This is a genomic window from Alcanivorax sp. DSM 26293, assembly GCF_900107995.1.
Classification (GTDB): domain Bacteria; phylum Pseudomonadota; class Gammaproteobacteria; order Pseudomonadales; family Alcanivoracaceae; genus Alcanivorax.
Genome location: NZ_FNUM01000007.1, coordinates 205937 through 219710, shown reverse-complemented (window position 1 = coordinate 219710; position 13774 = coordinate 205937). Strand labels below are relative to the sequence as shown.

Annotated in this window: 9 protein-coding genes; 6 read left to right on the top strand and 3 right to left on the bottom strand. The window is 53.8% G+C overall.

Going from position 1 to position 13774, the window contains the following annotated elements; translation table 11 throughout:
• The 6 genes from C4S63_RS13700 to C4S63_RS13670 all read left to right on the top strand — a co-directional run.
• The coding region (locus C4S63_RS13700; RefSeq protein WP_235000025.1) for a hypothetical protein at positions 1–843 on the top strand (843 nt) is incomplete at its 5' end.
• A gap of 239 nt (positions 844–1082) precedes the next feature.
• On the top strand, positions 1083–2033 hold the full coding sequence (locus tag C4S63_RS13695) for a helix-turn-helix transcriptional regulator (protein WP_103917902.1): 951 nt from the start codon (positions 1083–1085) through the stop codon (positions 2031–2033).
• A gap of 145 nt (positions 2034–2178) precedes the next feature.
• A complete protein-coding gene (locus tag C4S63_RS13690) occupies positions 2179–3354 on the top strand; it encodes a helix-turn-helix transcriptional regulator (RefSeq protein WP_103917901.1) in 1176 nt (391 codons plus the stop codon).
• A 291-nt stretch (positions 3355–3645) separates the two neighbouring features.
• Positions 3646–5298 (top strand): adhesin, encoded by a 1653-nt coding sequence (locus C4S63_RS13685; RefSeq protein WP_103917900.1) that lies wholly within the window; start codon positions 3646–3648, stop codon positions 5296–5298.
• A gap of 566 nt (positions 5299–5864) precedes the next feature.
• Positions 5865–7700 (top strand): hypothetical protein, encoded by a 1836-nt coding sequence (locus tag C4S63_RS13680; protein ID WP_146063385.1) that lies wholly within the window; start codon positions 5865–5867, stop codon positions 7698–7700.
• 339 nt (positions 7701–8039) lie between these two features.
• Positions 8040–10061, top strand: a complete 2022-nt coding sequence (locus C4S63_RS13670; RefSeq protein ID WP_146063384.1) for a hypothetical protein — start codon at positions 8040–8042, stop codon at positions 10059–10061.
• Positions 10062–10124: 63 nt separating this feature from the next.
• Here the strand turns inward: C4S63_RS13670 and C4S63_RS13665 are convergent, their stop codons facing one another.
• The 3 genes from C4S63_RS13665 to C4S63_RS13655 form a co-directional block, all read right to left on the bottom strand.
• Positions 10125–11234, bottom strand: coding sequence for a helix-turn-helix transcriptional regulator (locus tag C4S63_RS13665; RefSeq protein WP_103917896.1), 1110 nt, complete (start codon positions 11232–11234; stop codon positions 10125–10127).
• 189 nt (positions 11235–11423) lie between these two features.
• Positions 11424–12635 (bottom strand): helix-turn-helix transcriptional regulator, encoded by a 1212-nt coding sequence (locus C4S63_RS13660; RefSeq protein ID WP_235000024.1) that lies wholly within the window; start codon positions 12633–12635, stop codon positions 11424–11426.
• Complete coding sequence (locus C4S63_RS13655; protein WP_103917895.1) at positions 12628–13749, bottom strand: helix-turn-helix transcriptional regulator; 1122 nt, start codon at positions 13747–13749, stop codon at positions 12628–12630. The genes C4S63_RS13660 and C4S63_RS13655 overlap by 8 nt, the downstream gene beginning before the upstream one ends.
• Positions 13750–13774 lie beyond the last annotated feature (25 nt).

Below are 13774 nucleotides of genomic sequence, written 5' to 3'. Positions count from 1 at the left end.
AAAATCGTGACTTCTTCATGCAGAATCTCCTTCGTGCTAGGTTACGAGAAAATTCTACTTTTGAGCAGGGCTAAATTTCGGGGTGATTACCCTTTGTTGCCAGACAGATCGATAGTGGTTCGTGGGATTTCAAGGAATGATTTCATACCAGTCATCAAGATTGACTCTCAAGGTGGTGTATTGGGTGAGTTGGACATTCAGCCCATGAAATGGAAAGGCCTTGCCAAGGAAATGGGGGTTGCTGAACGCATGGTGCGTTATGCCTTGGAGAGGGAAGGCATCTACTCAGAAGAGGATGTGACGATTGAAACGCCGAAAAGGTTAGACGATGTGTCCGACGTTGAAGACCGGATGGTCATGGTGACTGTGAATGGGAAAAATATTTCCCTATTTCCACATATCGCCAATGCCAAGATTCTGTTAGCGGGTGAAGCGCGAGAATGGAACCCGAATACTCTGTATATGGCTCCTAAGGCCCGCCAATGTTTCCTCGATTCCAGTCGTGAAGAAGGTTATAGCTGCGAGGAATGGAGAAATTTTGTTATGGAAACGGATTTTGAGTCAATGCAGGAGCTAATTAACCAGTTTCAGGAAGCTTCCACAGGAGGAGGTGGCGGAGGGTCTTGTGCGGATTTTCCCGAGTTGCTAACTGAGCAAGAGCGGCAAGCTGCACAGTCATGTGGTACCCAAACATCGCTACAGTTTCAGACTGCTGATGCTCTTTATGATGCCATTGAAGCTAACTGTGAAATGGGGGATTACGAGTCCGCTGAAATAAACTATGAAAGCTACAAGACGCAGGTGGAGCTGGCTCGTAAAACTTACGATACTTACTGTCAGTGAGTTTCATGGAAAGCGGGGCTGCCGACACGGGATCGTGTCGGCAGAGGCATGTATAACACTCGAGACAGTTTTTCAATCGATCAATCCCCACACATAGCGATGCGCGTTTAGGTGTTAGTGCAAAACGCTTGTTTTGCTTGTATTGAGTGATTGGCAGGGCTCTATATACCCCAAATTGGGGATGTGCGACCCGCACACAAAGACTACGGTAATACTGACGATCAGGAAGGGAGCCTGGGGTGCTCGGGGATGATGAACTGACAGAAGTGATGGATGCGATCTATTTCGCCCCCCACCAGAAAGGAGGCTGGCAGGATTGTCTGGCGCGGATAGCCCTCCTTTGCGCGGCGGACTCTGCCCGGCTGTTAATGCTGAGCAAGGATAGCGGCGAGCCAGTCGTGGCGTATCAGAGTCGGGGTTCAGCGCGGCCGGAAAGAGAGCGTGATGCCGACTTGAGCCTGTGCGAGGTTCGTCACGACATGGATGAGGCTCATCTGGGGCTTGTAGTTCAACGCCCGGTGGGCGAGGGGCCGTTCTCCGAGGATGACAGGCGGCACCTTGAGGCACTGATGCCCCATATCGCCAGGGCCATGCGCCAGGAAGTGGTGGCCAGGGTGCTCAATGACCGGCAGGCAGCGGTACAGCAGCACAAGCAGGGAGCCTTGCTGTTACTGGATGGCCAGCAGAATGTGGTGTTTCTGTCTTCCGAGGCAGAGGACTTGCTAAGTCGTACCTCCGCCATGAAGCTTGAAGAGGGGCGCTTGTGTCTGGTCCGGCGCCAGCAACAGGTGGCGCTGGATGCCCTTATTCAGAAATGTTTTGATAGTAAATTCAGCGGGATGATCAATCTGAACGGCAGTGACTCGGAGGCATCGCGCCTATTGGTCAGCACGGTGCAGCCTCGGGATGACAAGCTGTTTCCTTCCCATGGTCTGGTCGCGGTGTTTGTCGTAGCCGGGGAAAGTGAGGAAACCGCCAAAGAGGATGTGATCGGGCAGTGGTTGGGTCTGACCGGATCGGAATCGCGGATTGCCAGCCTTGTTGCCCGGGGGCGGCGTCCGGCGGAGATCGCTGAGGAAATCGAGCTGTCGGTGCATACCGTGCGCCATCATATCAAGAGCATCTACCGCAAGACGGGAGCGCACTCTCAGTCCCAATTGACCGCGCTGGTGCTGAATTTGCCCGCATGAGTCATGAAAGCAGGAGTGCAGGGTGCTATTGTGAAACGTCATGAGGGTTATTATTAACCCGGTAAGACGTCGTCATGCCGGGCTCGACCCGGCACCTTCTCGGCCATGGTACTGAGAGGTTGTCGGCAAAAAAGAGGTTGCCATCGTGTTTGCTGGCAAGGGGTTGAGTGCGTTACTGGATACCCTGTATTACGCACCGTATGAGAAATCAGGCTGGCAGGAATTCCTGAACCGGATGGTCAGCCTGTCTGACAGCCGTTCCGCTCGCATTCTGGTGATGAACAAGAATGCCGACCAGGTATTTTCCGGGGTACAGGTCAATACGGATGCCAAGGCCCACAAGGCCTTTGTGGATCATTTCGTCAATTTGTGTCCATGGCGGCCCGGGCTGGCAACATTGCCGCCCGGCCAATTCTATTCTTCCTTTCTTGACGGCATCTGTGACCAGAAGACGTTCTACCGGTCCGAATTCTTCAATGACTGGGCCCGTGAACTGGATATCCACCATGGTGCCAGCGGCACGATCTGGCAGCATGAGGGGCAAACCATCCAGGTGTTCATGCAGCGCACCGGTGGACAGGGCCATTTCACCCGCGCCGAGACCAATGCCTTCAATGCCCTGGCGCCCCATATTCGCCGGGCGCTGCGGCTGGAAGCCATCATGCATCAACAGAATCAGCAGCAGGACTACCTGGAACGGCAAGGCCGTTTCAATGCCTTGTTGCTGCTTGATGCCCACCAGAATGTGGTCCACATTTCCGAGCAGGCCTGGCAACTGATTCAGGACAATACCGAGCTATACCTGCATGGACAAAAACTCAGACTGCAAGACAAGGCGGCACAGGAAAAGCTGGGCAAACTGCTGACAGCCTCCTTTGCCAGCAAGGCGTCGTTGGCACCGGTCACCGGTGGCGTGATCCCTCTGCCCCGTTTTGCCAGAACCCCGCTTCTGATTCAGGTCATGCCCCTGCACCCGGATGCGGATCGGGCGTTGATGCCGGTGCCCGCCCATTGTGCGCTTTTTCTGCTGGACGGTGAGGCGGAAACGGAATTCGACCTGGACAAACTGGTGGTCCTGTTGGGTCTGACCCAGGCAGAAGCGCGAGTCGCAGCCCTGGTGGCCCAGGGCGAAAAGGTGGCTGACATCGCTACCCTGTGTCAGGTGTCTCCTCATACCGTACGCAGCCAGATCAAGAGCATCTTCCTCAAGGCCGAAGTATCCAGCCAGGCGCAGCTCACCGCCCTTGTCAGGGCCCTGCCGGTGCTACGCTACCAGCCCGCTCCACAAACCCCGTTTCTGTCCGCCGCATCCGGAGAGTAGGCGCAGCGAATAACCCCGGAGTGACGAATTTTCCACCCACCTCGCAAATAACCACCGTCATCCCGGGGTTATTCGCTGCGCTCACCCCTTCGGGGCCAGCCTCCGGCTGTTCTGCGCTGCGCTTGTGCCCGGGACCTCCCTTCGTTGGCAGAGCCTTCGGAAAGGCCACCATGATTTGAAGGGGATAGGAAAAGAGGTTAGTGCCCACTCATCCCCAATTTTGGGGATGCGCGGGAGGGGGCCGAGCAGTGATGATCGAGTCATCTCAATATCGATATGACTGGAGGGATCATGAAAACCTTGAAAATCAGCTCACTGGCGCTGGCCGTGGCGTTAACGGCTTGTGGGGGTGGTGGCTCCTCGTCTGGTGGCTCGTCAGCCCCGGCCGGGCCTTCCACAAAATCCGAAACCGGTGTTTTTACCGACAGTGCCGTAGCGGGTATCAACTATCAAACCAACCCGGGCGGCCTGAGCGGCAAGACCAATGCGCTGGGGGAATACAATTATGTTGAGGGTGATACCGTCATCTTTAGCATTGGCGATACCGAACTGCCAGCCGTAACGGCAAGCGGGCGTGTCACGCCGGCGGATATGGCCGAAGGTAACGATGCGGATGTGGTCACCAATGTGCTGCGGTTGCTGCAGACCCTGGATGATGACGGCAATCCTGACAACGGCATCACCATTAGTCAGCAAACGCTTGATAGCTTTGTTGGCAAGGATGTAGAGGTGAATCAGCCTGCCGCCGCCTTTGAAAGCGAGGCCGAGGCCGCTATTGGCGAAACCCTGGTAACGGAAGGAGAGGCCGAGGCGCATTTCGCCGCTTCTCAGCAGGCGGATCTACGCGGCAGTTGGCTGTTTGAAGATGACTATGGCCGCAATGTATTGAGTTTCCTGGATTATGATCGCTACATCATTGCTCATTCAAATGCTGATGATGGTGATCAAGAGGCTGCAACTGCCGAATGGGGAACCTATACCTGGGATCCCGTATCTGGCGACTTAACCCTGACGGTGTCCGGTGAATCCGATAATAGTGGTGGGTTGTCTGATCTATCAGATGAGACCGTAAAATTGGAGCTGGTTGATAATCAGTTCGTTCTTTCTGTCGGTGAGCTGTCTGATGATCAGTACGAAGCAGACGATACGATAACCTTTACAGCGATTAAAAACGCGGCGAACCCCCTTGTCGGGGCCTGGTATCTGGCAGAAGAGGGCGGCGCTTTCAATGTGCTGACGATTCTGGACGATTCCAACTACACCATAGCGCACAATGCCAATGAGGAATCCTATGAGGGCGCCTCTCCGATAGAGGTGTCTTCCGAGTGGGGAACCTATTCGACTAGCGGTGGCGCTTTCACTATCTCCAGTGTTGAGGCTGAAACGGACGGGCCGGGGGGTCTGTATGATGCAGATTCTCCTAATGCGCTTGAGTCCTATGAACAGCAACCGTGGGGCGACCTGGCCTTTACTCATGCCGACGACGGCAGCTTTAGTTTCAGTCGTATTGGCCGTTTCGCTGTGGAGCTGGAAGACCTGGCCGGGAATGCCAGTACTGTTATCGTCGAGCGTGAAGAAGAAGGCTTCTTCGAAGGGATGAATATTGACTTCAGTATTGACCTGGTTGGCGAAGATGACAAAGCCAATATTTCTCTCAACGAAGATGGCACGGGCACGATGACCTTCTCTCCTGGCTCCGGGGCCGGAGAATCAAGCACCATTGATGCGCCTTGGAAAGCCACCACAAGCGGTACTCTGGTTTTCACTGAAACCATGTCGGACGAGTCCACCGGAAGCTGGACGCTTGCGCCTATCAAAAGCAGTAACTCGGATGCCGTGATTGTTGACTTCCGTCATGTTGATGGCGGCAGCGAGAGTTTGCTCGGGTTCTTTGTCAGTGATGTGGCAAACCCTGTTGGCGAAGGCGAGGTTCTTCCTCAGTAATTCCTTGTCTGTATCCAGAAAAAAGGGGAGCGATGTCTCCCCTTTTTGCGTTTGCTAGATGGTTCGGAGAAAAGGGGCGGCATTCTCCTCAATCCATTGAATATAACCAGTATCATTCCAGGCTCTAGGGGTATCCTTCCGCTGGCAGAGCGTTTGGAAAGACTCCGATGCTTTGAGGTAGACTCCGGGGTGAGATCGGAGTGACGCTGGTTTGATGTATTGTTGTGCTCTTTGCCGTCATGCCGGGCTAGCCCCGGTACCTCCTTCCATTGGCAGAGAACTAAAAAAAATAGAGTGTCCGAGAAGTAAGTATTGTAAAGATAGTTTTGTCGTTGGCGTGGAAATCGAAGTGGCAGCAGATGGGGATATGCGCAAGGCGGGGTTGTCGAATCAGGATAGCATCAAGGCCTTTGTGCTTTATCAGGTGGATTTCTCCGGGTTTATTAAATGATTCTATGAGTGGGGCTTTAGATATGGCTTTTGGTGCTTTTAATAAGTGGGTAGTCAGGTGGTCAATAGCCGTTTTGGTGGCTTCCCTTTCTATGCTGTCAGGTTGTGGTGTAAGCATGGAAGGTAGAGCCAAAAAAACTTACCAGTATCTTGATGGTTATGAAAAAATGAATGGTAGGGAGACTTGGGATATTGGAGGTGGACAAAAATTGAGGGTGACGCCACTGCTTGCGGCAATAATGATCGATCCGAAACGTGCAGAAGAAATGATCAAGGCTGGTGTTTCCGTAAGTTATTCTAGAGATACGTATGCCTCACCTCTTTATTGTGCTGCCTCCAGGAATGCCTGTCGATCGACCTTTGGGATGCCGCCTTACACTGGTGATTACGATGCCGTCGCTATGATGTCGCTTCTTCTTGAGAAAGGTGCGGATCCTGAAATTCGTTTACCTGATGATGCTGGTGAGTGGCATGGAATAGATTCGTATTATGAAAGATATCTCGTCATGAAGCGACCTTTCCCGGAAGCGTTATTCTGCTATTACAATAACTATAGAGATAAAAGTGTAAAGCTTCATGATATCGGCCCCGACCATATGAAGAAATTGAAAGTATTGGTTGATTATGGCTTGGATATTGACGATGGATCGAAGCGGCTCTCCTCTTGCGAGGATGCCGCAAAGAAAATTGTTGGAAGAAAAGGGCAGGTTCCTGAAGTGAATTATAATAATGCCGAGATTAGCCTTGCCATGATGTCCGATATTGATAGGCATGGGGCAGAGGCGTTATCTCGCTGGAAAAACCCGCAACAGTATTATGCTGAATATAAAGAAAAAAGAGAAAAGGAGAGTGCCGAGCGTCAACGTCAGCAGGAAATTGCCCAGGAAAGGCTTAAGGCCAAAAAACAGGCTGTCAGTTCCTATATTGCCTCCCGCCCAGACCTGAGTAAGGCGCTGAATGAAGTGGTGAAAATTGGGGCTGAGAGAGAAGCCGTTTATTCATTCATCAGTAAAAACGGGTTCGGCCGCTTATGCGAAACAGGGAGCAATAATACCTTCTATCAATCTAAAACCTGTTTATCGGAATGGAAGGTTGTCAGGAGGCAGGCGTCGAGCCATTACTCCAGCTTGGATTCTACGTACAAAAAACAGCGGGACTGGTTCGCTGGTCTATTCGGCCAGAATGCCAGTGTCGCTGCAGCGGTCGTGGATGACCGTGTCGCCAGGACTCCGTCAGACAAGAATGTCAAACAGCAATATGCACCGATCGAACAGCAACTAATCCGTATCACGGAATCGGAAGCCCGCGCTGAACGCGCGGAATCACGGCGCCGTGAGCAGCAGCAGATGGCGGATTTCATGAATCATATCCAGACCACGTTCGAGAGAACGAATCGCATGCTGGACCGCAATATGGCGCAAACCCACCGTGTTGTGAATCAGGCGTATGCGTCGCAGCGGGTGCGTGATGTGAGCTCCAGCTCCGGCTATCGGGTGCGTAGTGCTCCGGCAATGCGTGACCTGAACAAGGAGCTGGAAGAGATTGATCGTTCGTTTGATGTCTCGGCCAGCAGTGGTTCAGGCGGTATGAAATCCGGTGGTGTTGCAACAGCGGGGGCAGGTTCTTCTGGGAAATCAGCCTATCGGGTGTGTGGCGGCCCTACTACCGTTCCGGCAATGAATCAGGTGTTTGATGTCCGTGGCCTCAACAGCGGCAAGGCAAGCCCGGACTATCAGTGCCCGGCGGGTGGCAAACCTGTCGTAGCAGGTGCCTATAATCTGGAGACGGGAAATATCACTTGGTTAAACCGGCCGCCGACTTACAAGCAGGAGCCGGTTCGTGGTGAGAATGGCCGGCCGAATGGTGCCCGTGTTTCCTGGGATGCCTACCGTTACGTGTGCCTGTGCAGTAATAGTGGTTCCGGTACTCCGGCTGGTGGGTATCAGCAGTAGGTTTGCTCGAGCTCGCCCTGAGACTCCTTTCGTTGGTAGGCGCTTGGAAAGGCTGCAATGGTTTGAGGGAGGCTCCGGGGCGAGCCCGGAGTGACGAATTTACCACACGCCTCGCCAATAACCACCGTCATCCCGGGGTTATTCGCTGCGCTCACCCTCCGCTCCGGACTTTGAATATAACCAATGTCATCCCGGGGCAAGCCCGGGATGACGATTTTCAGAGGTTCGCTAATTTCCGGATTTTGTCATTAATTCCTATGACATCCCCCATATTGGGGATGTCCTCTGCCGAGAAATCATGCACCTTCAGTATCAAACGAATTATCGGGGGGGATTCGGATGAAAGAACAGTCTTCGGCATGGAGCAGTACCATTTCAGTTTGCGCAAGGATGCTGGCTACATTGCTTTTGGCCAGCATACTGTCTGCCTGTGGTGGTGGCGGTGGGTCTTCTGGTGATTCTGGCTCTCCAGGATCAAGCCAGACCGTTCGCGGAGGACACATTGTGGACTACCCTGGTAGCCTGAAAAGCGGAAAAGCCTATACCATTCGCTTTAACAAGCTAGAAGGGCCCAATGAAATTCTCATTTCAGGCGAGACCCAGCAAGGCTTTCTCCGGGACAAGAATGGGGAAGCGGAAACCGTTTTCCTGCAGTTGGTCAGAACCGATGAACTGGATCTTCGTTTTATTCTTCCCCCTGGCATCGAGAATGGCGAATATGTTCTGACTGTCATTCTTGACAACCTGGACCCCTTTGATTTCAGCATCAAAGTAACACAGCCAGACTTTGTGGAATTTGAAACCGCACGCTATTACCTTCAAGACCACATCAATACCAGCCTCTTGGAGTTGGATGCCCTGATTGCCCAGTTACAGTCACAAAACACAGCCCCTGAAAATGTGAATGACGTTATTGATGCCCGCAACGCCCTTGAGGCGGTCAACCTCGACCAACTGACCCTTGAGGATATCAATTTCCTTTACCGGGTTATTCAACAGCAGCAGGCAATGCTCGTGGGTACTGAGGCCAAGGCACGTGCAGCCTATAATGAGCTGACTTGCAGCACCATGAGCGACCAGAAAATCAAGGAGGTCATTCGCGTCGCCAGGGGCGCTGGCCTTATTGCCATTGCCAGCTATGGCGCCACCGCAGCACCGCCTCTGGCCGCTGCCATGGCCGCTATTGGCGGTGCCACCCTTTACGTCAACGCGAAGAAGCTGGTTGATGGGTTTGATGACTACTGGGACGGGTGCGTTTACCCGGCAGATGCCGATTTGGTTCCTGGCCTCCTTCAATCAAAATCCGCAATGGCCAGATCAGCCCCTGCCATCGATTACCCGAACGAACTTGAACTCAACGCCGGAACCGCAAAAACTTACCAATTAAACCGGACTCTTGGGGTAGCGGAATCTCTGCGGGGTGACTTCTATCAACTCATCAGTTCGATTTCCGAAATCGCCGAAGATTACCCATACCTGGTTCCCGAAGTTATCCGGAGTAAAATCACCTCTTACCTGCAAGATGAAGAGTTTCATGCCAGAAGCAGTGCTCTCAGCATCCAGAGCATATCGCCATCAAATATCCAGGGCGAAATCATCGCCATTGATGACGCTACCTTCTCACTTTCCTTCACCGCAGACAGCGATTTCTATACCGAAAATAGCGAAAGCCAATTTGAGTTCAATCTTTACGATGCAGATTACGAACAAAACATCCGCTTTATTGCGAATTTAGGCACCAAACATTGCCCAAGTTATTTCACCAAACCCTCTGACACCATCAGCATCGTAGAGACGGAGGATAACTGCCTTGTCACAGTGATCGATTCTCCAAGCAACCCGTCAGACAGTGAGATTACCGAGTTTGTTTATGGAGAAAAGCGCCGGTTTGAGAAACGTGAAAAAGATCTGGTTGTTTATAAAGAGGATTATTGGCTGAACGGCAACCTGGCCAGCGTGGTCGATTACTATCCGCTAAGGCAGAACAGCAACGGCACCTGGGTTAACCTGGTTGAAAGCATCTATCATTACTACGAAAGCGGCCTCATTAATAGTGAAGAGCTATCAATGGATCCCTTTCAAGCCAAGGGACAGTGGTTCAGCCCAACTAAAACTCTCGTTGCCTATGACGAGCTTGATGCCGATGATCACGGAGAAGTTTACACCGAATATCTTTGGTCTGACCCATTGCTTAATGATGATGGAAGCTATGCAGTCTGTGAGCAAAGCAGAACCCACTGGAATTACGGCTACTATACCGCCTTTGAACATCAGGAAGAGTTTGATGAACAAGCCGGTTATTGGACGTCTATAGATTCAGACAACATCAATCATTGCGATTATTACCCTCAACCCTATTAATCGGCTGTTGTGCGCCCCGGGGTGACGTTAGTTGAGTCATGTACGGAGTGACGGAGGTGAGTACTACCGCAACAACGCGGCCAGAATCCGGCTGATCAGTTCCCCCTGCCGGGAACAGCCGGTTTTCTGGAAAATCTGTTTTATCTGTGAGCGCACCGTGGAGACGCTGCGGCCCAATTGATCGCTGATTGCCTGTACGTCTTTGCCGCTGACCAATGCCTCACAGACCTGGGCTTCGGCCGGTGTCAGGTCGAAATAGGCGGCGATATGTTCCGCTCCGGGGAGCTGGCGGTTGTCCGGTTCGTAGACGCTGACCAGGGCACCACCGGCAAGCAGGTCGCTGCTTTCGATGGGACGGATCACAAAGATCAGTGGTGTTCGGTCTTGGCGTTTGAGGAACAGGGTTTCGCTGCAATAGTCTTCCTTGCCCATACTGGAGCGAACGACCTGGGCAGAGGTGCGGAAGAAGGCGGCCTGTACATCCTTTTCGGCAAAGTTGAAGCGCTCGTCGCGGATACTCAGGCAGCGTTCACGGTTGATCAGCTCGCGCGCTGCCTTGTTGGTGTAGAGGATGGTCGCCATGCTGTCGAGGACAAAGGTGGCGTCGGGGAGGACGTCAATAATGGCGGCCAGTGAGGAAGCGGCCTGGTTGCGGGTTTCCAGTTGCCGGTAAAGTTGTACCGTCTGGCGAATATGCGGTACCAGCCGATTGAGCGCATCCAGTTCGGCTTGCTGATAAGGGCCTTGTGCAACGGTGCGCTGGATGGTGAGTACGAAGCTGTGGGTGCGGGTGTTATCGACCAGCAGCCAGGCGGAGTCCAGCATGTCCTGCTCATTTTCCCATTTGGAATAGTCTTCGTCGGGCTGGAAATCCGGCAGCAGTGGCAGGGCCGACTGGAACAGGCCCGGCGTCTGCTTGACCGTCTGATTGGTGACCACGTCCTGGGCGATCATGTTGTTTTCCAGATACCAGGTGATGAATTCTTCGGACAGGCCGTGATACCAGAGGTGCTCCATACGCAAGGGGTGCCGGTTGATGACCAGTAGCTGAGCGGCACAGCCCTTGATAGCGTTGGTCAGTTTTTCCAGAAAGGCATGAAAGCCTTCCCGATGAGTCAGAGAGCGGTAGAGAGCTTGAATCAGATCTGGCTCATTCTGTAAGACGAGTGCCATGGTCTTTTCCTGTTTGTCACTGGGCCCACTTCATGCGTGAAGTGAACAATATCATTTCGGAGCTATCCCCGGATCAAGCCCTGGGCCTCAATCAGATCATCGCGACGTTTCCAAACCGCTCCGCCAACGGAGTGAGATCCTAGGTGAGCCCGGAATGATGTTGGTTCTTTCAGCGTTAGCAGAGGATTCTCACCCCAACGCCCTGACCAGCATGGAAACCAGCTCGGTCTGTTTGTGATAGCCATTTTTCGCCAGCAGGTTTTTGATGTGTTGGCGGGCGGTATGGATGGATATCTGTTTTTCCTCGGCGATGTCGCTGGCGCTGAGACCTCGAATTAGCTCCACAGCGACTGCCGCTTCTGCCGGCGTGCATTGAAACAGCGATTGCAGTCTGTCCAGGTCGGGGGTCAGGTTGCTGTCGAAGCTGAACAGCTCTGCCAGTACGCCATTGTTCTCGGGGCTTTCCGTTACCAGAGGTGTCAGGCAGACGGAAAGACGCTCGTCGCCGTTGCGGATAAACAGGGTGCGCGATGCCAGGTTGCCTTTATGGGAATGGACAATGCAGGTGGTGATGGCGTCCTGAAGTTTACGGGTCAGGCGTTTGTCACTGCTGTGCAGGCGCTGGTCATCACCAATGAAAAGGTTGCCGGTGTTGTCGAGCAGCCCTCTGGCGGCGTTATTGGCCTGGGCGATGTTGCCCAGGGCATTGAACACGATCAAAGGCTTGTTGACATGGTTGAGTGCCATGGCCAGGTTTTCGTTGTCGCTGTTTGACTGGTATAGCTTCAGGTGCAGGGCAACGGCATTTTCGATATGCGGCGCCAGCAGGTTCATCTGCAATATTTCGTCATCGGTATAGGGGCCGAAATCCCGATGTCGGTTGGCCATGAAAACCACACGGGTATCGCTTTCCAGGGTCACCAGCATGCCGGCGCTGTCACCCATGCCCACGGTTTCCGCCCAGGCCCGGCTTTCCGGGCCGAGAATATCCAGTATGGTGCGGCTGCTGTCGCCGTGCAGAAAGGAATCGAACTGACGCGGCGGCAATTGCACATAGCGGGTCAGGGCTTCATCCCGTTCCGGCAGGTCGCTGTTGATAAACCACTCCTCGAACCCTTCCGGGTAACCGAAGGTCCAGGCGTAGAGCACGCGCTGCGGATTGGCGGTGACGCCCATAATGCCACCTTGCAGTGCCTTGAAGTGTTGCTGGAAAGCATCGAAGAACGGCTGGAAGCCGGCATTGTCGTGCAGGCAGCGGTAGAGGGTGCTGATCAGTTGGTTGTAGGCATGCAGCTCGTTGCTATCCAGAGAGGGAAGAGGCAGTGATGGTTCCTCCCGGTCGGCTTGTGGAGACGCTGCAAGAGAGAGCTCGTTCATGATGCCGGTGCTTTTATTATCCAACCTGCATCACTCCTGACAGCAGGGTGCGGATTACGTCCTGCTGTTTCTTGACGCCCATCTTGAAGTAGATGCTTTTCAACTGGCTGCGCACGGTATCGACGCTGACACCATGCTGCTCGCTGATCTGGTTTGGTGATTGGCCGTTGACCAGGGCCAGGGCCACGCTGGCTTCCGCCGGGGTCATGTCATACAGGGAGCGCAGGGCCTCGGCCGGCAGATTGAAGGTGGAATCAGGGGCGCACAGATACAGCGCCACGCTGCCGGCGGGTTGGGGGGCGTCGGTCAGGAAGCCTTCCAGTGGTGCGAGCATCAGGTTTATTGAATGCTCGCGGTCCGGGTGGTTGAGCCCCATGGCCTGGTTGTGGGTGGTGACGTCCTGTCGGTCGGCAGTCATTAATCGGGTCAGCAATTCCTGTAACTGCTGGTTCTCCTGCGGGTAGTGGGCTTGGAGGTGGTTGTGGCGGTTGATGGTTAATGCCTGGTGTTGCGAGAGCATGGCCTCGGCAACCGGGTTGCAGTAATTCACGGTGCCGTCTGGCCCCAGAATAATCAGCCCGGTCATGAAACGGCCCAGGGCGGACTCGAGGGTCTGCTGCCGGGTGCGCAGGCGATGAAACTCCTTGTGAATGCGCAGGGCCCGTTTGAAGTGCGGGTAGAGCCGTTGCAGGGTCAGGCAGTCCTCGGCAGAGAAAGGTTCAGCCTGGAAAGAACGGTGCAGACCGATGCCCACATGCCATTCGTCGTCGTTATAGACATTCATGCCGGCCAGAAAACCGATGTCGTTGGGCTTGAGAATAAAGCGGTAGTAGAACGGGTGGTCGGCCTGGATTTCCCGGGCCTGGATGATCTGGCGGGCCTTGCCGAGTGGCTCTTGGCGTTGCAATTGGAAGGTGTGGTCGTATTTCGATATGCCGAACCGGTAGGCCGTCCTGACGGCTCGTGGCAGGCCATGGGCGCCGATCATGCCGCGGATGCGACATTCATGATCGTCCATGATGATGGCGCCGGAACGGGCATTGAGCAGCTCGCACAGGCCGGTGGCAACAGTATCCCAGTGCCCCGGGTTATAGGAGGCTTCGTAGATCTCCCCCACAAAATTCAGTAACGCGTCCATGGCTGGGCAATTCCCCGTCAGGCCT

Bases quoted from the DNA above. Each gene is read 5' to 3' on its own strand.
- C4S63_RS13685 (WP_103917900.1), top strand. From the start codon at position 3,646: ATGAAAACCTTGAAAATCAGCTCACTGGCGCTGGCCGTGGCGTTAACG.
- C4S63_RS13680 (WP_146063385.1), top strand. From the start codon at position 5,865: ATGGAAGGTAGAGCCAAAAAAACTTACCAGTATCTTGATGGTTATGAA.
- C4S63_RS13670 (WP_146063384.1), top strand. From the start codon at position 8,040: ATGAAAGAACAGTCTTCGGCATGGAGCAGTACCATTTCAGTTTGCGCA.
- C4S63_RS13665 (WP_103917896.1), bottom strand. From the start codon at position 11,234: ATGGCACTCGTCTTACAGAATGAGCCAGATCTGATTCAAGCTCTCTAC.
- C4S63_RS13655 (WP_103917895.1), bottom strand. From the start codon at position 13,749: ATGGACGCGTTACTGAATTTTGTGGGGGAGATCTACGAAGCCTCCTAT.